Origin of the sequence: Bifidobacterium sp. wkB338, assembly GCF_003688325.1 — a bacterium.
GTDB classification, from domain to species: domain Bacteria; phylum Actinomycetota; class Actinomycetes; order Actinomycetales; family Bifidobacteriaceae; genus Bombiscardovia; species Bombiscardovia polysaccharolytica.
In genome coordinates, this window is record NZ_NPOR01000022.1 from 1 (window position 1) to 21622 (window position 21622).

General features: G+C 60.0%; 17 protein-coding genes and 1 tRNA gene. 6 read left to right on the top strand and 12 right to left on the bottom strand.

Going from position 1 to position 21622, the window contains the following annotated elements:
• Together CI603_RS04675 and CI603_RS04680 are read left to right on the top strand one after the other, a co-directional pair.
• Window positions 1–551 (top strand): carbohydrate ABC transporter permease (locus CI603_RS04675; RefSeq protein WP_147438283.1); only part of this gene is annotated, 551 nt, incomplete at its 5' end.
• A gap of 53 nt (window positions 552–604) precedes the next feature.
• The gene (locus tag CI603_RS04680; RefSeq protein ID WP_121913238.1) at window positions 605–2149 is read left to right on the top strand and encodes a sucrose-6-phosphate hydrolase; all 1545 of its coding nucleotides are present in this window, start codon (window positions 605–607) and stop codon (window positions 2147–2149) included.
• A 357-nt stretch (window positions 2150–2506) separates the two neighbouring features.
• On the opposite strand, the gene CI603_RS04685 is transcribed toward CI603_RS04680, so the two are convergent.
• The 9 genes from CI603_RS04685 to CI603_RS04725 all read right to left on the bottom strand — a co-directional run bounded on the left by CI603_RS04685 (window position 2507) and on the right by CI603_RS04725 (window position 13121).
• Complete coding sequence (locus CI603_RS04685) at window positions 2507–3703, bottom strand: MFS transporter (protein ID WP_121913239.1); 1197 nt, start codon at window positions 3701–3703, stop codon at window positions 2507–2509.
• Window positions 3704–3791: 88 nt separating this feature from the next.
• A complete protein-coding gene (locus CI603_RS04690) occupies window positions 3792–5222 on the bottom strand; it encodes an amidohydrolase (protein ID WP_121913281.1) in 1431 nt (476 codons plus the stop codon).
• 165 nt (window positions 5223–5387) lie between these two features.
• The gene (locus CI603_RS04695) at window positions 5388–6182 is read right to left on the bottom strand and encodes an isoprenyl transferase (RefSeq protein ID WP_110412563.1); all 795 of its coding nucleotides are present in this window, start codon (window positions 6180–6182) and stop codon (window positions 5388–5390) included.
• A 3-nt stretch (window positions 6183–6185) separates the two neighbouring features.
• A complete protein-coding gene (gene recO, locus CI603_RS04700; protein WP_121913240.1) occupies window positions 6186–6908 on the bottom strand; it encodes a DNA repair protein RecO in 723 nt (240 codons plus the stop codon).
• A gap of 15 nt (window positions 6909–6923) precedes the next feature.
• Entirely contained in the window at window positions 6924–8576 is a 1653-nt protein-coding gene (locus CI603_RS04705; protein ID WP_121913241.1) for an alpha/beta hydrolase, read from the bottom strand.
• A gap of 101 nt (window positions 8577–8677) precedes the next feature.
• On the bottom strand, window positions 8678–9907 hold the full coding sequence (gene ispG, locus CI603_RS04710) for a flavodoxin-dependent (E)-4-hydroxy-3-methylbut-2-enyl-diphosphate synthase (protein WP_176694635.1): 1230 nt from the start codon (window positions 9905–9907) through the stop codon (window positions 8678–8680).
• The gene (gene dxr / locus CI603_RS04715; protein WP_259465474.1) at window positions 9904–11178 is read right to left on the bottom strand and encodes a 1-deoxy-D-xylulose-5-phosphate reductoisomerase; all 1275 of its coding nucleotides are present in this window, start codon (window positions 11176–11178) and stop codon (window positions 9904–9906) included. Before dxr ends, ispG begins: the two co-directional genes overlap by 4 nt.
• Complete coding sequence (locus tag CI603_RS04720) at window positions 11175–12947, bottom strand: DivIVA domain-containing protein (protein WP_121913242.1); 1773 nt, start codon at window positions 12945–12947, stop codon at window positions 11175–11177. The genes dxr and CI603_RS04720 overlap by 4 nt, the downstream gene beginning before the upstream one ends.
• A 100-nt stretch (window positions 12948–13047) precedes the next feature.
• A tRNA-Val gene (locus tag CI603_RS04725) sits at window positions 13048–13121 on the bottom strand.
• Between the two features lie 84 nt (window positions 13122–13205).
• Between CI603_RS04725 and CI603_RS04730 the strand changes: the two genes are divergently transcribed.
• A complete protein-coding gene (locus CI603_RS04730) occupies window positions 13206–14795 on the top strand; it encodes an MDR family MFS transporter (RefSeq protein ID WP_259465475.1) in 1590 nt (529 codons plus the stop codon).
• 148 nt (window positions 14796–14943) lie between these two features.
• Here CI603_RS04730 and CI603_RS04735 read toward each other — a convergent pair whose 3' ends face one another.
• Together CI603_RS04735 and CI603_RS04740 are read right to left on the bottom strand one after the other, a co-directional pair.
• Window positions 14944–15360: a DUF3052 domain-containing protein gene (locus CI603_RS04735; protein ID WP_024627263.1), complete on the bottom strand. Its 417-nt coding sequence runs from the start codon at window positions 15358–15360 to the stop codon at window positions 14944–14946.
• A 51-nt stretch (window positions 15361–15411) separates the two neighbouring features.
• On the bottom strand, window positions 15412–16278 hold the full coding sequence (locus CI603_RS04740) for a S16 family serine protease (RefSeq protein WP_121913243.1): 867 nt from the start codon (window positions 16276–16278) through the stop codon (window positions 15412–15414).
• 94 nt (window positions 16279–16372) lie between these two features.
• Between CI603_RS04740 and CI603_RS04745 the strand changes: the two genes are divergently transcribed.
• Entirely contained in the window at window positions 16373–18010 is a 1638-nt protein-coding gene (locus CI603_RS04745) for a zinc-dependent metalloprotease (RefSeq protein ID WP_121913244.1), read from the top strand.
• A gap of 25 nt (window positions 18011–18035) precedes the next feature.
• On the opposite strand, the gene CI603_RS04750 is transcribed toward CI603_RS04745, so the two are convergent.
• The gene (locus CI603_RS04750) at window positions 18036–19526 is read right to left on the bottom strand and encodes an ATP-dependent helicase (protein WP_183122246.1); all 1491 of its coding nucleotides are present in this window, start codon (window positions 19524–19526) and stop codon (window positions 18036–18038) included.
• A 104-nt stretch (window positions 19527–19630) separates the two neighbouring features.
• On the opposite strand from CI603_RS04750, the gene CI603_RS04755 reads away from it, so the two are divergent.
• Both CI603_RS04755 and CI603_RS04760 read left to right on the top strand, forming a co-directional pair.
• Window positions 19631–21271, top strand: a complete 1641-nt coding sequence (locus CI603_RS04755; protein ID WP_121913245.1) for a phosphotransferase family protein — start codon at window positions 19631–19633, stop codon at window positions 21269–21271.
• Window positions 21272–21360: 89 nt separating this feature from the next.
• Window positions 21361–21600 (top strand): DUF3107 domain-containing protein, encoded by a 240-nt coding sequence (locus tag CI603_RS04760; RefSeq protein ID WP_121913246.1) that lies wholly within the window; start codon window positions 21361–21363, stop codon window positions 21598–21600.
• The last annotated feature ends 22 nt before the right edge of the window (window positions 21601–21622 follow it).

Genomic DNA, 21622 nt, shown 5'->3' on the forward strand with positions numbered 1-21622 from the left:
TTATTTTTACTTTTATACTGGCTACCTTGATGGTCCCCTTCGAGACTTACGCTATTCCCCTACTATGGTGGATCAACCAGTTGCCGAGGCCAGCAATCGACCAGTTTGGGTTGTACTTCACAAGAGGATGGATGGATACACTGACCATTCAAATCATCCCGTTCATTGCCAACGCTTTCTCAGTGTATCTTTACATCCAATACTTCGAGACTATTCCCAAGGATTTGGATGAGGCCGCCAAGGTGGACGGCGCTGGGTGGTTCCGTATCTACTCTCGAATAGTCATGCCCCTATCAGGTCCAGCAACGGCTACTGTCGTCATCCTCAGCTTCCTGCCTATGTGGAACCAGTATCTATGGCCACTTATGGTAGTCCAGTCTGAAAATAACCGTCCAGTTATGATTGGCGTGCAGTATTTTCAACAAATGACCACTTCTTGGGGACAAATAATGGCCTACAGTTCACTGATTACACTCCCAATCATTGCTGTCTTCGTCATATTCCAACGGCAATTTGTCTCCTCGATCGCAGCTACAGGCGTCAAGGGGTGATATTCGCCTAAAACCCGCTCAGTTCAGAAAGAATCAAACTAGGAGAAAGAAATATGAAGACAGACAGCCTCGACCGCACCTGCCCAGATGATTCCGAAAAAGCTATAAACAGAGCAGAGCAACATCTGAGAAGGGGTAGGGTCAGTCGCCGTGACCGATGGTACCCCCTTTTCCACATCGCTTCCCAGAGCGGCTGGATTAACGATCCCAACGGACTGAGCTACTATCATGGTCGCTGGCACGTCTACTATCAGCTCAATCCATACGAACCTGTCTGGGGACCTATGTACTGGGGTCATGTCTCCTCTTCTGACATGGTGACTTGGCGAAGAGAACGTGTGGCCCTTGCCCCAGGTGAGGGTGATGACAGAGATGGAGTCTTTTCCGGTTCGGCTGTTGTGGATGATAACGGTAATCTCTGCGTCTACTACACCGGTCAACGGTGGTTGGATCCAAATAACAGCCGAGCTGGGCAGACTCAAGTGCAAATGATGGCCCGAGCTCTGGATTCAAATGCTGTACACTTTGAAAAACTGGGACGGATTATTGCCCCACCTCAAAACCAACGAATGGATGATTTTCGCGACCCCAAAGTCTGGAAACAAGACGGGATCTGGTATATGATCCACGGTGTCGGAACAGCTCAGCAGAAGGGGCAGATATGGCTCTACTCCTCCAGAGACATGATTTCATGGACTTTCCTCAAAGTCATCTTTGAAGATAAGAATCCTGATGTCTTCATGGTGGAATGTCCAGATCTCTTTCCTCTGAAGAATGCAAAAGGTGATACCGTCTGGGTGCTCTGCTTATCGGAGATGAGGCGTGATCCACAAGACCCCGATGCAGAAACCAATGTGGTCGCTGGCTACATGGTAGGTGACTTCAGTCCTGAAACCGGATTCCAATCCAAGACAAGCCTAAGAAAGTGGGATCACGGACACAATTTTTACGCCCCCCAGTCCTTTATGGCTCCGGATGGACGGCGAATTATGTACGGGTGGATGAAACCTGATTCTTCCTCCATGCCAACGATTGAAGATGGATGGAACGGACAATTAACCATCCCACGGGAGGTCAGACTAGATTCAAAAGGTAATGTATGCACTCTGCCTGTGTCCGAAATGGCAGAACTTCGAGAGAATGAACTCCAAGCAGGCTCACTGTTGGTACAGCCTGAACCGGAAATCACACTCTGCGAAGACTTAAAAGCAGGTGAGATCATCATGGAAATAGATCTCGAAACCTCTAATTTCGAACAAGCAGGCCTGAAGATCCATGCGACTGCCGATGGGTCTTATGTTTTACTGACCTACGATAAAGAAACTCATCAGCTTATCCTTGACAGGTCTAGGGGGGGTAATGGCGACAGGAGTAGCAGGATTGTCGAACTCGATGCAGTGGAAAATGAGCTGAGCCTTCGTGTCTATGTGGACAGAGGCTCCATTGAGGTTTATGCCAATCAAGGCGAGGCAGTCTTGTCCTCTTACAGCTTCCCCAACGAAGGTCCAAGAAGTCTAATTTTGACCAGCTCGGGGGGCAACATGGTTATAAACCAGTGCCAGGTTTTTACACTCCGCGACAATGGTCTAGATGGTTAATGAAAGGTGGTTCAGCCTTACAGAGACGCCGATTTCAATCTCAATGATTCTCCATGGACTGGCAAGGTCTCATACGACGATAGCTGGCAATGATCTAGAAATAGGAATGACAAGGATGGAGTTGGCAGTCCAGGAGTTGTGTAGTTATCTGAAGGGCATCCATCCTGACACTTCATAACCAACTCTTGACACGGCCAATCTGCTGGCTAGCCGCCTGAACTAACAGTGACATGGGTTGGCTCCATTTCACTTTCAACGAGACAGAAATGAAGTCAACCCGTGCACATCTTGTTAAACCAATGCCTTGCAGAAACGGTTTCCTTTTGAATACCGTTTTCAGTCTAGTCGGCTTCGGCTTTATTTGCCGACCTTAACCAGCAGAGCCATCAGCCCCGAGACGATGGCTGCCGCACCCATGAAGAGGAAGGCTCCAACGAAGGAGCCGCCGGCTGCCTTGACCAAGTAGCCGATGATCATGGGAGCCAGGAATCCACCCAAGGTGCCGCCGGTGTTGATGATGCCTATGGCAGAGCCGATGATGTGCGGGTCCATGATCTTGTGGGGCCAAGTGAAGATGCCGGTGAAGGCCACCACAGAAACGCAGGAGACCAGGATCAGCAGCAGGAGGGAGAGCCAGATGTTACGCGAGAAGACAAAGCAGACAACCAGGACGGCACTGATTACCCCGGCGCCCAGGATGGCCACCTTCTCCCTGCCCAGGAAGAGCTTCGAGAGCAACTGACCGGCATAGATGGTGGCGACGGTCGTGAATACCGCATTGACCGCCAGCAGGATGCCCGCCTGACCGATCGAGAGTCCAAAGGTGTTTTTGATGAAGGTGGGCATCCAGGAGATATTGCCGTACAGGAGGATGTTCAGCAGCAGCATGGCCACGAAGAGGACCAGCACGTTCCGATTCTTCAAGACCTCGAGGAACCCTGCCCCCTTGGCTCCCGGCTTCTGGTCGACTTCGGGCTGGCGAGGCTGGGAGGGCACGAAGATCAGGATGCAGACAAAGGCCAGCAGATAGAGGGTGCCCAGCACGGCGTAGGCCAGATGCCAGTTGATCGCAACTAGATTAGCGCCCAGAACGAAGGCCAGAATGCCGCCGATGCCCGAGGTCGACAGGATCAGCGACTGGACGAAGGTGCGCCGTTCCTGGGGGAAGTTCTCCGCAATCGACTTGGAGCAGGAGGGCGGATAGCCACCATGGCCCATGCCAGCGAAGAACCGGACGATGATGAAGAAGACCAGACCATTGGCCAGGCCAAACAGGTAGCTGAACAGGCCGATGATGATCATGGAGGCCATCAGCACACGCTTGGCCCCAAGCCGGTCGGCCAGCCAACCGCTGGGAATCTGCATGAGCGAGTAGCCCAGGAAGAAGGCCGACATGATGATGCCTGTCTGCCCCGAGTCAAGGTGGAACTGCTCGGAGATGGGGATGATGGCGGTCGAGATCATGTTCTTGTCCATGTACACGATCGAGTAACCGGCCATCAGGGAGAAGATCAGCGTTCCGCTCGCCGTTTTTGAGGATTGCTTGATTGCCATTGGTCTGTCATCCTTCAGTCGAAGCCGACAGCCGCCGGGCGATGTAATCCACAGGGATCACAGGGCACGGCGACAGCTGAATAGTAGGTCAGTGGGGCATCACATCGTCAGGGATGACGACCTTGTACTCCTGGCCGGCGAATGTCTTGTCGAAGTCCTCCTTGGCAGCCTTGACCAGGTCCGGGTTGGTAAATGCATCATAAGCAGTCAGAGCCAGGGTCTTACCTGCCGCAAGCAGACCCTTGTGGGCCACCGAGGACTTGCCGTTGGCCGCCCACTGCCAGGAATGAGCTGAGGTACCCTGAGGCTCGAAGCCGCCGCTGAACTGGGCGGTGGGTGTCTGCCAGCTGACATCGCCGACGTCTGTGGACCCCGATGCCGTATCGGTGAAGGCCAGTGGATACTTCTTCAAGGCCATAGTGGACTCGGCCATCTTCCTGACTTCCTCATCCGGAAGATCAGGGAAGGCGGCCTTGGTGCGGCTGAGCACCCGCTGCTTGCCGGCCTCAGGGACCGTGTCGGTGTAGCGGCGCTCATAGTCCAGCTCCTGCTGGTCCAGAGGCAGGGGGCCAACGATGTCCAGGTTCCTGTCTATAGCCTCGGTCAGCGGATGGTTGGGGATGAAGTTGTAGCAGGCCGCGTCGAACTCTTCCTTGACCTGGGTCTCGGTCATCAGGGCTGCACCCTGGGCGATCTTCTCCACACGCTTGAACAGATCCTGAGCCTGATCCATCCTGGGAGCGCGCACGAAATAGTAGAGCCGCGCATGGGACTGCACCACATTGGCTGACTCGCCGCCTGCGTCGATAAAGGCGTAGTGCACACGGGCCTCATCGATCATGTGCTCACGCAGGAACTGCACTCCCACGTTCATCAGCTCCGCGGCATCCAAGGCGCTCCGGCCCAGCTCAGGGGCCGCAGCCGCGTGCGCCGGCACACCGGTGAAGTCGAAGTAGGCCTGCAGGACCGCCAGGCTGGAGGAGCCCCAGGCCTGGGTCACATCCGAGGGGTGCCAGGACAGAGCCAGATCCAGCCCGTCGAAGACCCCGTCCCTGGCCATGAAAGCCTTGCCGTAGCCCGACTCCTCAGCAGGGCAGCCGAAGACCTTGATGGTCCCCTTGAGCCCCTTCTCCTCCATGAAGGTCTTGATCCCGACTCCGGCCGCGACTGCTGCCATACCCAGAATGTTGTGGCCGCAGCCTTGCCCGTTGCCGCCTTCGACCAAGGGCTTGTGCTCGCCCAAATCAGCCACCTGGCTGAGACCCCCCAGGGCGTCGTATTCGCCGGTGATGCCTATCACCGGACGGCCCGAGCCCCAGGTCGCCACGTAGGCATAGTCCATATGGCCCACGCCCTTCTCGATGTCAAAGCCCTCCTGCTCCAAAACCTTGTAGTGCTGCTGGACCGACTCCTTCACGGCAAACCTTGTCTCGGGGGTACCCCAAATATGGTCGGCGGCCTCGATGAACTCCTGTGACTTATCTTCGATGATCTGCATGATGCGTTGCTTGTCGTCCACGCCTGTCACTCCCTTGCTTCGTTTGCTGCCCTGATTTCCACAGCGGATATGGATTGCTCCGCTGCGATAAGACACAGACTACCTTTCAAGGGCATTGCAAGAGTGTTCAGACATGTAAATTTGGACGACTATGGTTAACTTCACAAATTGTGAGGCCTTGTTTTCTCAGGCATTCTCTACGCCACCGAAGCGCCTGTCCCTGTGGATGTAATCGTCAATGGCCCGCCAGAGCACCTCCCGCCCGCAGTCGGGGAAGAGCTCAGGCACGAAATCCAACTCCGCGTATGCAGCCTGCCAGGGCAGGAAGTTGGAGGTGCGCTGCTCCCCCGAGGTGCGCAGAACCAGGTCACAGTCCGGTATGTCGGGGTTGTAGAGGTGCTGGGCGATCATCTTTTCGGTCACCTTGGAACCTTTGATCTGCCCGGCCGCCACCTCCCGGGCGATGTCGGTGGCTGCATCGGCCAGCTCAGCCCTGCCACCGTAGTTGATGCAGAAGATCACATCGATCCTGGTGTTGTGCCGGGTGCGCTCCATGGCCGCCTCCAGCTCGTCAATGACCGACTTCCAGAGCCGGGGCCGACGGCCCGCCCAGCGCACGCGCACTCCCCAATCATCCATCTGGGCCACCCGACGGTGGATGATGTCTCGGGAGAAGCCCATCAGGAAGCGGACTTCGGCCGGCGAGCGCTTCCAGTTTTCTGTAGAGAAGGTGTACAGGCTCAGGTATCGAACCCCAGCCTCAATGGCCCCGGCTATGGTATCAAAGACCACCGGCTCGGCGGCCCGATGACCCTGGGTGCGCTCCATGCCCCTCTGCTTGGCCCAGCGGCCATTCCCGTCCATGATCACACCCAGATGACGCGGGACTGAACCCTCGGGAAATTGTGGGATTCGTCCTGGGTCGGAGAAGGGGGCTGCAGGTACATCCAGGGAGGTGTAGTCGACAGGGTCAAAGCTCATGTTTTAAGAATCTAATAGCCGCAAGGACCTGATGGGCCGCTCCAGGTAATATTCGCCCCATTTCTCGACAAGACCATCGCAGAGGGGGGTTGAGCCCTTGCCGTCCAGCTTGGACCAATCCCCGCTGCTCAGTGCCCGGAAGCGGGCCAGGGTGGCGGGATCCACCGCCACGGCGTCAGTAGGCCTGTCCCGACTGCAGACCACCCCGCCGCCGGGCACAGAAAAGTGGGTCAGCTGGTCTGTCCGTCCGCAGACGATGCAGGAATCCAGCCGGGGACGCCAGCCCGCCAACGCCAGGGAGCGCAGCAGGTAGGAGGCGCCGATGTCACGGGGGTCATGTCGATGACCTGCCAGGCTGGCCAAGGCGGAGACCAGCAGACGGTATTGCTCCGGGGCCGGCTCGTGCTCACCCACCACGATCTTGTCGGCGGTCTCAAGCATGACGCCCCCGTTGGCGTAGAGGTCGTAGTCGGCGCATATGGCATCCGCATAAGGGGCTATGCAGACCGCCTGTGAGACGATGTCCAGGTTGCGGCCACGGGAGATGAGCAGATCGTCACGCATGAAGGGCTCCAGCCGCGCACCAAAGCGGGACTTGGTCCGTCGCACCCCCTTGGCCACGGCCCTGACCTTGCCGTGCCCCCTGGTCAGAATGGTGACGATGCGGTCGGCCTCGCCCAGTTTGACCGTTCTGAGGACCAGGCCCTCGTCACGATAGATGGCCACGACGGTCCCGTCCTTTCATTGGTAGATGAACAGGCCCCAAAAAGCGAAGATCAGCAGGACTCCGAACATGGCCAGGGTGGTGACGATGAAGAGGGCAACGCCGAAGCGGGTGGAAGCCAAAACAGGCCTGGGATCCATGTTGCGCATCTGCTGGCGCAAAGTGGGGCCGCCGGCCTTGCTTGTGCGGACCTGGTCGGGCAGCCGGTTCAGTCCCCTCAGGGAGGCTACTTCAACCATGCGGGCGAAGGTGCGCGACCAGGCCCAGATGACCAGTGCGCAGACCACCTGGATGACCGGCCAGCTCCAGTAGCTGACCCCCGCCTGGTCGGGCACGCCACCCCAGCCCAGGCGTACCACGGCCATGATGACCTGACCCAGACCAGCTCCGAAAAGGACCAGGGTAGCCAGGGTGGTGCCAGTTATAGTGACCAAGGTGCCGCCGAAACCATGGCTGAAGCCCAGCACCGGGTCCTTGCGTCGGCGCAGACGGAACAATTTCATCAGACCTGCCACCGCTGCCATGATCAGGGACGCCAGCAAAAGAACCAGGGTCAGCATATGCAGGACCAGCATATAGATGGTCAGCGAGCGCCGCCCCCGCAGGTCAGTAGGCACGGCAATGGACTGGTGGATGGTGGCCCCACCCACACTGGGACTGGTCTGATGCAGGCCATGGACCTGACCAACCGCCCAGTCAATCATGTCCTGCTGGTAGTGGTCGGCCAGGGGCGTGCCGGTCTGGGCCTCATCCCCCAGCCGCAGCACATGGTTGGAGACGGGGTAGGACCGCACAGTTACGTTCTCATTGCCGGAGGCGTGGGCCTGGGAGAGCACGCGTTGCACCCCTTCCACCTGGGCAGTCATGACATCCTTGGCCCCGTAGGCCAGCAGGGTGGGAATGGCATAGGTGTAGCGGTCGGTAGGGTCAATGTCCAGATTGTTCAGGCCCAAGAGGGTGGCATCAGTGCTGAAGAGCCGACGGACCACCGACTGATAGCCCTGGTTAGCTCCGGCAATGGCGAAGTCCTGGGCCACGAAGAAGCCCATGGCATGCCGTGGTGAATAGACCATGGGACTCAGCAGGATCTGGAAGGCGATCCTGTGGTCCATGGTCAGCAACATGGCGGCAATCCAGGTGCTCTCGCTGGTGGCATAAATGCCTATCTTGGATGCATCCACATCATCCCGGTCGCGCAGCAGATTGGCAACCCGCTCGTAGGCGCTGGCTGAGGCTGGATAATCCCGGTCAGCATCCGTGGTGGACCAGACCGGCTTGTCCAGCACGGCAGTGACGAAGCCAGCAGAGGCCAGGGTCCGGGCTACGTCTCCGAAGGAATTGTCGCAGGTGCCGTAACCGGCGCCGTGCATGAAAACTACAGCCGGCCTATGGCCTGAAGCCCCTTGAGGAGTGCGAATCAGTATTCGGATACGTTGGTGCTCACCTGTGGCGGGCCTCTCCACGCTCAGTTCCTGGTGGCGGGATTCGACCTGGTACTGCCCAACGGTATCCCTGGCAACCCCGGCAGGCCAGTCGAAGGTGACCGCAGTGTCCGGCGTCAGCGTGGGAAAATTCTGATCCACTGGTTCGTATTTCCAGGGGACGGCAGTCAGATGGGAAACAGAGGCCAGCAGACCCATGAGGATGACGAAGACAGGCAGACTGGTCATCAGCCGCCTGACCCTGCTCCACCGGCTCGCGGGGAGGGAACGCTCAACCTCTTGGGACACGACGGCCATTGTAACCGGTGGCGAGGATGGTGCTTACGCGCTCAGCTGGCACGGCCGGTGACCGGAACCACCATGGGACCTACCTCCGGCAGGGTTTCACCCTGGACCGCCGCCTTGGCATCCATCTGGGCAGCGATTTCCTTGGCCCGTTCCAGCAGGGTGGGGACGATCTGATCCTCAGGCACTGTCTGAACCACCTTGCCCTTGATGATGATCTGGCCCTTGCCGTTGCCCGAAGCCACCCCAAGGTCAGCCTCCCTGGCTTCACCTGGGCCGTTGACGATGCAACCCATGACAGCCACCCGGATGGGGGCGGTGATGTCCTTGAGACCCTCGGTCACTTCCTTGGCCAGCTCAATCACATCCACCTGGGCTCTGCCGCATGAGGGGCAGGAAATGATGTCGAAGTGGCGCTGGCGCAGTCCCAGATATTCCAAAATCTTGCAGCCCACCTTGACCTCTTCCACAGGCGGTGCGGACAGGGATACCCTGATGGTGTCGCCGATGCCCTCAGCCAGGAGCGCGCCGAAGGCCAGGCAGGACTTGATGGTCCCCTGCCAGGATGGTCCGGCCTCGGTCACGCCCAGGTGCAGGGGCCAGTCGCCCTTGGATGCCAGGAGCCTGTAGGTCTGGACTGTGGTAACGGGATCGTGGTGCTTGACGGAGATCTTGAAGTCGTGGAAGCCCACGTCCTCGAACATGTGGGCCTCTTTCAAGGCCGAGGCCACCAGGGCCTCAGGGGTGGGGCCGCCGTAGCGGGCGTAGATGTCCTTGTCCAGGCTGCCGGCGTTGACTCCGATGCGCAGGGAGATGCCCGCATCCGTAGCAGCCTTGCAGATATCTGGACCGACCTGGTCGAACTTGCGGATGTTGCCCGGATTGACCCTGACGGCTGCGCAGCCCGCATCGATGGCCTGGAAAACGTACTTGCTCTGGAAGTGGATGTCGGCGATGACCGGGATGGGCGACTTCTTCGCAATGATGGGAAGCGCGTCGGCATCATCCTGACTGGGCACGGCCACTCGTACGATATCGCAGCCGGCGGCGGCCAACTCGGCGATCTGCTGCAAGGTCGCATTGATGTCAGCGGTGACCGTGTTGGTCATGGACTGCACCGAAATTGGGGCACCCCCGCCGACCGGCACAGGCCCCACCATGATCCGACGGGAACGGCGACGAGGATGCAGCGGAGTCTGACTGATGGCCTGCTCGCCTGTCTTGCGGAACCCTTGGGAGGATGTTGACTGTTCGGTCTTGAGAATGCTACTCACGCTGTCATGTCTATCAAAGCATCGGCCCTTTGGCGTGCCTCATGCTCGACTTGCTCCATTACCTCCACGGATGTGAATGTTCCCGGAAGATGCGTTTCCATGGCGTCCATGACAGAACGAATGGTTTTGACGATGTCCAGGTAAGGCAGCTGGTGATTCAGGAAGGCCCGGACCGCCTGCTCGTTGGCGGCATTGAAGACCGCAGTCATGGGCTCGCAGCTTCCCAGAGCCCGCCTGGCCAGGTTTACCGCCGGGAAGGCCTCGTCATCCAGCGGCTCGAAAGTCCAAGTGCTGGCCTTGGACCAGTCGCAGGCCGCAGCCACATTGTCAAGACGGGCGGGCGCCGACAGGCCCAAGGCAATGGGCAGACGCATGTCAGGAGGCGAAGCCTGGCTTATGGTGGCCCCGTCCTGGAACTGGACCATGGAGTGGACCACGGACTGGGGGTGGACCACCACAGTGATCCGCTCGGGCTCGATGCGGAAGAGCCTGCTGGCCTCGATGACCTCCAGACCCTTGTTGACCATGGTGGAGGAGTTGATGGTGACCACCGGACCCATGGACCAGGTCGGATGGTTCAAGGCCTGTTCAGGGGTGACCTCACGCATGGCTTGACGGCTCCAACCCCGGAAGGGACCTCCTGAGGCAGTGACCACCAGACGGGCCACCTCTCCATGCTGCCCCGAACGCAGGGATTGCCAGATGGCTGAATGCTCGGAGTCGACCGGGTTGATCTGGCCCGGCCGTATCTCGGCGTCAAAGAGCAGATGGCCTCCGGCCACTACGGACTCCTTGTTGGCCAGAGCCAGTTGGGATCCGGCCTGCAGGGCCGCAATGGATGGACGCAGACCGACAGATCCAGTGATGCCGTTGAGGACCAGATCACTGCCAGAACCGGCCAGAGCCTGAACCGCCTCCATGCCTCCCTCTACCTGGATGCCAGTCAATCCAATGGCTTCGAGAGCCCGCTGCAGAGCCGGAACCTGGGCCTTGTCGGCCAGAGCCAGACGAGTCACGCCAAAATCGCGGGCCTGGCGGGCCAGAAGCTCGACATGCGCGCCGCCAGCGGCCAATCCAGTCACCTGGAACCGATCCCTATGACGACTGATTAGATCCAGAGCCTGCGTGCCGATGGACCCTGTGGATCCCAGGATGACCAGGCTACGAGGCTCCTGGTCATCATCCCTGGGCGACCAGTCTGCCAAGGTGCGTTCACTACCGGCCAACAAATCGGCCTGCCTACCTTCACTCATCACTGCAAGATGACTCATCGACCGCCTTTATCCTGCTCTCCCGCGTCACCGAAGGCGGGGAAAGAAATATCGGGGATGTCCAGATCCATCTTGGGCAGATCCTGATTGAGCAGGGAGGCCAGATAAGAATCCGGATCTTGGTCCTGTTTATTCCCACGCGTGTTTTGCGAATACCGGGGCTTGGCCCAGTCGGGCGTATCCGTGCTGCTTCCGGCTGTTTCTGCCCAGGGACGTTCACGGGTCTCAGGCGCTGCTGGTGCCGGTTCCTCATAACTGCCCAAGGGTCCGCCCGCGCCCAGATGGCCATCGACGAATGGCGAAGAGATAACCGAGGCGGCACTTGGTGTAGACGAAGCGGCAGCGTCAGCACCTGCCGAGGCAGACGCTGGCGATTCTGGCCTTGCGGAGGGGACGAACGCAGTCCCAGCCGAGGTGGAGGGGGCGGAAGCGACAGGTGCCGATTCGGTCTGGTGGAATACCGTCGGCTCTGGAGTCTGCAGTGCTGGAGAAGAGGAAGAAGGTGCCGCAGAGCTGAACGGCACTGATTGTACAGCCGACGCAGGTGCCGCAGGAGTGGTACGGGCTGGTGCAGATGCCGGGTCTGTAGCCGCTGGCGGCACCGAAGCGGGCATGACCGATTCCTGTTGACCGGAGACTGCGGGATTGGCAGGGGCAACAGCAGATCCACCGCTGAATCCGGACGATGAGGCCGACCTCGCAGAAGAAGAAGCAGGAGCTGCCGCCGCCGCTACCGAAGATGGTGTATCAACACCCCTTGCACCGACAGCTGTGGCGCCAGCACCTACGGCTGCCCCAGCGCCTTCCTGGGCAAGCCGCTGGTTGACCGCCGAAGCCAGAGCACTCAGAGAACTGTTGGGCTGCGCCGTCGGCGTCGTAGGTGTCGTCTTCGTGCTGGCGGCCGGAGCCTCGAAGATGGCCCGCTCTGCCTGGTGCAGTTGAGCGAAATCATCCTGACTGCTCTGGTCACCCGCAAGAGCGGAGGCACTGGGAGTGCTCCATGCCGGTGCCTGGCTCTGTCCGATCAGTGGCTGAACGCCGGAAGCTGAAGAGTCCTGCACCGGAAGCTGCGGCTGCGCAGGAACAGCAGCGGGCGCCGTTGAACTCTCGCTGGCTCTCTTTGCCCTTTCGCTAACCCGCGCAAAGGACTCAAGCTGCTCCAGGAGCTCAACTGCCTTGGCCAGGAAGAAGTCCACCTGACGCTCGTCATAACCCTTGGACCCTCGCCGCTGAGTGAAGATGACATTGGAGACACGGTCAGCTGTGATGTCGGTGTTCTTCGACTTGCCCGAGTCCGTCTTCCGACCCTCCTGCAGGTTGAGCTGGTCAGAAGTCTTGTTGAGAACCTGCTCGATCAGCCGCTCCACCTGCTTGCAGTCGTATGAGGGCATACCAGCGTCCCCGCGCTTGAAGACGCTGCCCGCGGGTCTGCCGGCATGAGCAGTCAGCTCTGATTGCAGACTGACCATCCTGGTCGTCCAACCATCCACGCCCACCCGTGCTATCTCCAGACTGGTCTGCCTGTCGGAAATCACCCTTTCCAGTCGGGAGAGGGCAGCATCTACCTGGGTGATGATATAGCCGTTCTTGCATAGGTCAAAGGAGGCATTGGCTATCTCCTCCTGGGTCAAATCAGGGTCCTGGCTCTCATAAAGTGAGTGCGCCCGCTCCAGGAAGGCATCCACCTGCTTGGTGTCATATCCCCACTTGCGCTTGCCCGAGCGCGCGATGGTCGCCTCGGTTCCACGGGCATCAGGCTTAGCTGACATCAGGCATCGACCTCCTGACCTTTCTTGTCAACGATCGTCGTGCATCGATTCTACGTGAGCGTTAAGACTCGACTTCGGGCACGCCCCCTAATGACCCCTGTGGTCCCGCCCGGACTCGAACCGGGGACATCCACCGTGTAAAGGTGGCGCTCTAACCAACTGAGCCACGGGACCAGCACACCACCTTACCAGACTTACCAGAATACACGGTGACAAGGCCGCACGGTGCGGCTATAATCCACTAGGAATTCGCGGCCATTGTCCGCAAACAAGAGCAACACACCTTACGACAGGGGGTTCGGATTGTCACAGACAGTCGATACAGGCAGTGGCAGGAAGACCAATCGCACCCTGGTGACGGTGGCGGTCTTCATTGCCACCTTTATGACGGCTATTGAGGGGACCATCGTCTCCACCGCCATGCCCACCATCATCGGGGACCTGCATGGGCTGTCCATCATGAACTGGGTCTACTCCATCTATCTGCTCATGACGGCGGTTACCACGCCCATCTACGGCAAGCTTTCAGACCGCTTTGGCCGTAAGCCGTTGCTGACCATCGGTCTGCTGGTCTTCGTGATCGGGTCCACCCTGTGCGCCCTGTCCCAGTCCATGCCCCAGCTGATCGGCGCCCGTTTTCTGCAGGGCCTGGGGGCAGGTGCCATCCAGCCGCTGACCTACACGGTTCTGGCAGACATCTATCCACTGGACAAGCGAGCGGGGATGATCGGCCTGAACGGATCGGCTTGGGGCATCGCCTCCATCATCGCCCCTCTGCTGGGAGGCTTCATCGTCCAGCAAATAAGCTGGCACTGGGTCTTCGCCATCAATGTGCCCATCGGACTGCTGGTCATCATCATGATCCAGCTTTTCCTGAGCGAGCATATCCAAGCGCGTGAAACCCGCGTCGACTACTTGGGCATCGGACTGCTCAGCATCTGCCTGATCTGCCTCATGCTCTGCCTGCAGAGCCTGGGTTCGGCGGGCGATGTGCGTATCACCCTGATCCTGGCTGCCGGCACCGTGGTCACCTTTGCCCTGTTGCTTCATGTGGAGGGCCACCAGGAGGATCCCATCCTGCCCCTGCGACTCTTCCGCATCAGGACCTTCGTCATCCAGAACATCTGCATGCTCCTGGTGGCCGGATTCCTCATGGGCTTCGACACTTACATGCCCATCTGGATGCAATCCGTGCTGGGGATGAACCCCTCCCTGGGCGGCTTTGTGGTCACTCCATCCTCCATTCTCTGGCTCCTGGGCGCCTACCTGGCTGGACCGCTGACCATGCACCATCCGCCACACCGAGCCACCAACATCGGCCTGGCCTTCATCCTGACGGCCTGCATCTGCTATATAGCCGTTCCCCAGGCCACCGCCTACTGGGTCTTTCTGGTCATCTCGGCCGTGGTCGGCTTCGGCTTCGGCCTGACCATCACCACCTCAACCATCACCGCCCAGAGCGTGGTGCCCGCAGGCGACGTGGGCGCCTCGACCAGCTTCAACACCCTGGCCCGTTCCCTAGGACAAACCCTGATGGTCTCCATCTTCGGCATCGTCATGAACACGGTTATCGCCCGCGAGGTGCCTCAGCATAAGGGACTGACTGAGGACATGATGAACAGCATGATCAACCCGGCTACGGCAGGGAGCATCCCCTCCCGCCTACTCGGCCCAGCCCGCACCATCGTCTTCGACGGCCTGCATTGGATCTTCCTAGTGGGCCTGGTCATCCTGCTTATGGCTCTGGTGGCCAACCTCTGCGACATACGCTCGCGCACCCTGCTGGCCGAATATCAGAACAAGGCCACGACAGTGGCTCCTGCCATTGCTAATAAGGGCAAGCAATAAAGTTCATTGGCCTTCCGGATTCCTTCGGAAATTCCTAATGAATGACAACGAGGTGGTGGACATCGGTCAATCCCGTTGCCCACCACCTCGTTCATTGGCGCTTATGCGATATGCCTGGCCGCCGCAAGCGCCGGTACAGCCAGAAGTCTTACTTGCCCTTGCCGAAGGCTCGCAGCTGAGTGGCGTTCCAATCCTTGCTGACGGTGGTGGGCATCAGGGCATTCATGCCCGCGGTCTTGGCCGCATTGGAGACGACCCCTGGCGCCGATGCCCCTGGTCTGCCTGGTTTCGGGGTCAGCACCCAGAAAGGCGCACCCTTGTTGACCATGGCCGAGGCATCCATGATGGTATCCGCCAAATCGTCCTCGGCATCGCCGTCCCGCCACCAGATGATGACCCCATCCACGGCTGCGTCATAGTCCTCGTCCACCAGCTCTTCGCCGGTCAGATCCTCAATCCTGGTCCGGATCCCGTCGTCGACATCATCGTCCCACATCCATTCCTGAACGATATCGCCGGGATGGAAACCGAACTCTTCCGCTGTATAGGTTGTAGTCTCAGCCACGGCTTCAGCATAACAAGACTGCCGGAATTCACCAATTGGACCGGCCTCGTCTTATTTGCCCTTGGTGGCTGTGCAGTGGGGCAACCCCTCCCCCTGGCCATGGCCAATGGCCACCAGGGCCTTGTAGGCCTCGTCCAAGGTGGACACCCGCACATCGCGCAGCCCTCGTGGCACATGGCCTGCTACTTGTGAGCAGTTGGCCGCAGGTGCCAAGAACCAGGTGGCGCCGTCCCGCTTGGCGCCCAGCATCTTCAGTTGGATTCCACCGATGGCACCGACCCGTCCCTTTTGGTCGATGGTGCCGGTTCCGGCGATGGTCAGACCGCCGGTTTCCTGCTCAGGGGTGATCTTGTCGATGGCCCCCAGAGTGTACATGAGCCCGGCAGAAGGACCGCCGATGTCGGCCACCCTCATGCTGAACTGCAGGCCTGAGACGTCATATCCTCGGGCCTTGAGGAAGGCCAGAGCCTGGGCCGAGGCGGCCTTCTGGGAGCCGTGCATGTCGCCCTGCTCCTGGCGCTTGTATTCCTCAACGCTCTGCCCGGGAGGCACCACGGCCTCTTGGGGAAGCACCGTGGCGTGGGGGTCGACCCAGCCCACCAAGGCATCCAGATTGGAGGCCGGATAGCCGGGGATTCCGCGGGCATTGACCGTGGTCATCAGCAAACGGCCCTTGTCATGGTGGACCTGACCGCCTTTCACCTTGATGACCGGTGAGCCTTTTGAACTTCCCAGTACATCCTGGGTAGGGCCCGGTGTCTCGATGGTATAAGGCGAAGGGAGGAAAAGCACCAAGAGGGCCAAAATGATCAAAAGACCGCCGACCAGCATTTTCCGGGTGGGTCCGCCAAACGTCCCGATTCGCCTTTCGGGTGCGCCTGTGGCGCAGTGATCCGATTTCCCATGCGGAAGTGTCATAGCTCCAATATTATGGTTGATGAAGACGATAATCCCGGCAGGCGCCAACCTTGATGGCGGACGACCTGCCTTGGCGAGGACTGGAAACAAAGCAATGGACGAGAATGCAATCCACCAATGGCTCATCGAGTGCTTCGGCCCGGTGCAGGGCGAGCTGGCCTGGAGTCAGTTCTCTCAGCTGCCTGAGTCCATCCGCTCCCAAATGGCGGCCCAGGGAGCCGATCAGCTACCCAAACCCGCCGAGGTCCAGGCCCTGATCCAAGCCTTCACTGCCGGAGGGCTGAATACCCCGGCCGACATGCAGGCCCAGGCCGACCAGGGGCCCATCAATGTTGCACTGGCCAAGAACATCGCCTTGGGACGCACCAGGGCCGACCAGTCTGATACCACTGTCACAGCAGAGGACAGCGACCGGGTGGCCCGAGTCATGAGCGAAGCCAACCTTTGGCTAGACACCGTCTGTGCCTTTGACCCCGCCCCAGGCCAAACCGAAGCACTGACCCGTGCCGGATGGATCGAGGGCAGCATAGACGCCTGGGTTCAGTTCGCCTCGCCAGTGGCCCAGGCGGTCAGCGAGGCCTTGACCTCCGTCATAAGCCAACGCTTCCATGGCTTCGACCAAGGCGAGATTTCAGGAATGTTCGCTGGACCTGTGCCCATCCCCCTTCCCGACAATCTCAAGGATCCGACCACGCTGATGAAGCTACTGGGGAACACCTCATTCGCCATGCAGCTGGGGCAGGCCGCTGGCGAGCTGGCCAAGGAGGTCCGCGGAGGATTCGACCAAGGCATCCCGCTGCTGAAGAACCCAGCTGGAGCCCTCATACCGCAGAACATCAAGGTCTACGCCAAATCCCTGGAGCTGGATCTGGACGAGGTCACCCGCTACATGGCCCTCAAGGAAGCCGCCCATGCCCGGCTCTACGCCGCCGTCCCCTGGCTGATGCCACGCTTCGAGGCCCTGATTGGCAAGTATGCCCGTGGAGTCTCCATCGACTTGGACGCTGTGGAAGACCAGCTGCGCGATGCTGAGCAAATCAACCCCGAATCCATCGCTGGCGCCATCAACCTCAGCAATGTCGGCATCGAGGACACCCCTGAGCAGAAGGAGGCCCTGCACAGCCTGGGCGACCTGCTGGCACTAGTCGACGGCTGGGTAGATTGCGTGGTCTGGAACGCCGGTATGGCCCACCTGCCCCATTTGGAGCAGCTGCGGGAGATGACCCGACGCGAGCGCGCCGTGGGTGGGCCGGCCGAACAGACCTTCGAGTCGCTGCTGGGCCTGCATCTTCACCCCAAGCAGCTACGTGAGGCCGCCGACCTCTGGGAACGCATCACCGCCGAGGAGGGAGTCCAGGGCCGTGACAGCCACTGGTCCCATCCTGATCTACTACCCTCCCTGCCTGTCAAGGACGAAGGCGGCCAAGGTGGGGCGTCGACCTCTGCAGACGGGCAATCCGAGCAGAAAACCGCCACTTCCGCTACCTCGGTGGACTGGGATGCCGAGCTGGACAAGCTATTGAATGCCGAAGAGAAAGATTCCTCTGCCGATTCGACCGCTTCCGCCAACTCCGAAGCTTCTGATTCCGACATTTCAAATAATCAGGAACCTTCGGACCATGAGGCCCCAGGCAACCAAAAGAGTGTCGGCAAGGATTCCAAGGACACCGACAACGGCAGTACCGGCCAGGATGACTCAGACAAAGGCGATTCAGACAGCAACCAGGCCTGAGTTCCGGGGGCCGAATCGGTAGCACTCAGCGGTGAATGAACCGGCTGGGGGCGCGTCGGACGAAGGCGTTGCCGTCCTTGTGCTCCGCGTAGGAAAGGTGGAGGGTGTCCTCGGCCCGGGTCACCCCTACATACATGAGGCGACGCTCCTCCTCCAGGGCATCCCCTTCCGGTGGTGAACCAAAGGGAATCAGCCCCTCGGCACAGCCCACGATGAAGACATGGGCGAACTCCAATCCTTTGGCGGCATGAATGGTGGAGACCGTGACCCTCCCCTGGCTCATGCCACCCTCCAGCTGCTCCAGCACATCCTGCTTGCTCAGATCGACCGACTGGTTCTGCCAGCCTGACTCCGTGCGCACCCGGTAGCCGATTCCACGTTCGTGCAGGGCGCGGCAGATCAGGGTCTGCTGGGCATTGATCCGCGTCAGGATTGCAAACTGGCCGGGCCGGGCCCCCTTCCGAATCATTGAAGATATACGGGAGGCGACGGCTCCAGCCTCATCACCATCGTCCTCATAACGGGTCATCACGACCCTGCTGCCCTCCTGACGGGCTGAGGTCAGCTTCAGATAGTCGCCACGCACCGGCGAGCGCGCCAGAATGCCGTTGGCGTAATGGACCACCCTTCCCGTGGACCGATAGTCGGTGGACAAGTCCAGATCAGCCTTAATGCCCGGGAATTCCTGGGGGAAGTTCAGCAGGTAATAGGAGGTGGCCCCCGCGAATGAGTAGATGGTCTGGGCCGGGTCCCCCACCACGCAGAGGTTCTGCCTGCCGTTGAGCCAGAGTTTAAGCAGCCGGTGCTGCAGGGGCGAGACATCCTGGTACTCGTCCACGGTCAGCCAGCCGATTTGGTTTCGAATATCTGCAGCAGCCTGGCCATCATCTTCCAAAATGTGGCAAACCAGCAGGAGAATATCGTTGAAGTCCATCTGGTTGTGGGCGGCCTTGGAGCTCTCGAAGACCGTGTACAAGTCGGCCATCCGATCAGCCTCCAGACCGGCCGGCGGCAGACGGTGACTGGCCGAGCAGACCCGAACATAGTCCTGGGGGGCAATCAGCCCCACCTTGGCCCAGTTGATTTCAGCAGTCAGGTCCCTGACCTGGCCCGGGTCGGCCTCCTGCCCGCAGACCCGCTGGTAGGCGGAGGACACCAGGAGGCCCACATCTTCAATCAGATCGGGAGGGTAGGTCTCACTGACCTGCGGCCAGACACGCCTGAGCTGGTGCAGGGCCGCCGAATGGAAGGTCGCCGCCTGCAGGGAGGACGACACGCCAAGCTTGGTCAAACGATCACGCATCTCGGCCGCAGCACGGACCGAAAAAGTCACTGCCAAGGTTCTGGATGGCTCCCAGCTACCGCTGGCGCAGGCATAGGCCATCCGCCGGGTTATGGTTCTGGTCTTGCCAGCCCCGGCCCCTGCTACGATCCGCACAGGCCCGTCTAGCACGGTGGCCGCCTGCCGCTGGGCGGGATCCAGACCCTCCAGCAGTCGTTCCTCATCCTCATGCATACCCCCATTGTGTCAAAGGCCAATACCGGAACCAGCGGCGGCGTGCCCATGTGGTCAAGTGGACAACCGCGTCCACAACAGTCCTTTGTATTATCCTTGAGAGTGTGAGTGAACGAACGAAGCTGACCCTGGCCGCCCTGGCGTCGGCCGCCATGCCCGAGGTGCCCATGACCGGCGCGCGGGACTGCGACCAGCTCAGCAGCCTGGACCGTGCACAGGGCGTGGATTGTGCCGTGGTCCAGGACGCGACCGGCAACGTCTACGACGTCTGGGCCACCAGTTCAGAGGCCGGCAAACGCCGGCTGGCCGCTCGCGTCAAGGCGGCTCAGGCCCTGGCCGATGCCAAGGAGATGGCGGCCATGGGCTTCCGGGTCGAACGCATCCTGGCCTACCAGCCCGGCGAGAGGGTCGACAGTCCGACCGGCACCACAGCTGTTGCCGTTATGACCCACTGCCCAGGCCGAATCCGTCCTCTCCACCTGCTGACCATGAACGAATGCACCGCCGCAGGCACAGCCATCGGCGCCATCCATCGGGTGCGCCCTGATTTTCTGAAAACCCACGGCTATCCAGCCTTCTCCACTGCCCAGATCGCAGCCCAACTGCGCGGATGGATCAAACGGCTGCGCATGGACGGCCATGTGCCCAAGGAAATCACTGATTCATGGGCTTCCATTGTGGCAACCGACGGACTCTGGTCCTTTGAAACTTGCACCGTGCACGGAGGCTTCTCCGACGGCGATCTGCTCTATTCAGGCTCCGGACTCAGCGGGGTCTACGGCTGGCAGAACATGCAGGTCAACGATCCAGCTCGTGATTTGGCCTGGATCTTCGCCAAGCTGGACGGGTCCCGTCGCAACGCCGTCATTGCAGCCTACGGCAGGATGATGGGGGCCCGGCTGGATGACCTGATCATGCTCCGAGCCAATCTCTGGCTGCAAATGGAGCAGGTGGGCGAGTTCATCACCGCTCTCGATCATGCAGACAACGAACGTATCATCCAATTCAAGGCCCAAGTTGAGCGCCTGGCTCAGCAGCTTGGCGATCATGAGCAGGACCAGCGCGCCCGTCGCCAGCAGCAGACGCCAAGTCCGTCACCCGCTGGCGCACCCTCCACCATCACTGTTGGCACTCTGTTGGGCGACGATAAGGCTGAAGACCCCTCTGCAACCAAGCCACAGGAGAATCCGACGCCAGAGCCGGCCTCCGCCTCGACAGAAACGTCGGATGAAAGCTCGGCCACCATCGCCATCAACAGGGTGGAAATGGCTGACCTGGCTCTGGCCCAGACCGTCATGGACCACTCCGATGCCAGGAATAAGCCCATCAAGCAGGCCCAGAACACAGACCTTGGCACCGCCGCCCAACCCGAGCCACCAGCTGTTGCTTCCGTCCCCCAGGAAGAGGAATCAGGCCTGAGCGATCACTTCCGCGGCATCGGCAATCCGGTCACCGGCGACGAGGATACAAATGGCGAAGCAAAACCGCAGGCTGCAATGAGCGTTCCGTCCGCAGACCCGTCCGGGAACAATCAGCCTTCGAATGCCACTGAAGCGGGAGAGAACGCTTCCCAACCGCATGATGCATCGTCAGCTCAAACCCTTCCAAGCAATCAGGCCGAGACCATCGTCATTCCCAAAAAGCCCCTGCCCGAACAGATTCCCACGCTCACTGCAGAGGGACAGACATCGGCATCGCCGCCGGAGACCGGCTCTGCCCAGGAGGAGCATCACGGGGACGCTTAGAGCGTAATCACCCGGGTCAGCGAATAATGAGACCGGAAGATCCGTGGACCGGCAGGTCTGGGCGACGGAGAAAAACCTTGGAGGTAGCAATGGATATCGAATTTGGCATCAAGAATGTGGCCCGCACGGTCAACTTCAGCACCAACGCCAAGGCGGACGAGGTGGCGGCCCACATCGCCCGGGCCCTGAACGAGGGCGGACCCATCGATCTGGTGGACGACAAAGGTCGGCACATCATCGTCCCCAAGGAGTCCTTGGGCTATGCAGTGGTCGGTTCCGACACCACCCATCCTGTGGGCTTCGGTGTCCTGGGAGACTCCTCCGACTGAGGCTGTGCTCGCCTGACGGGGG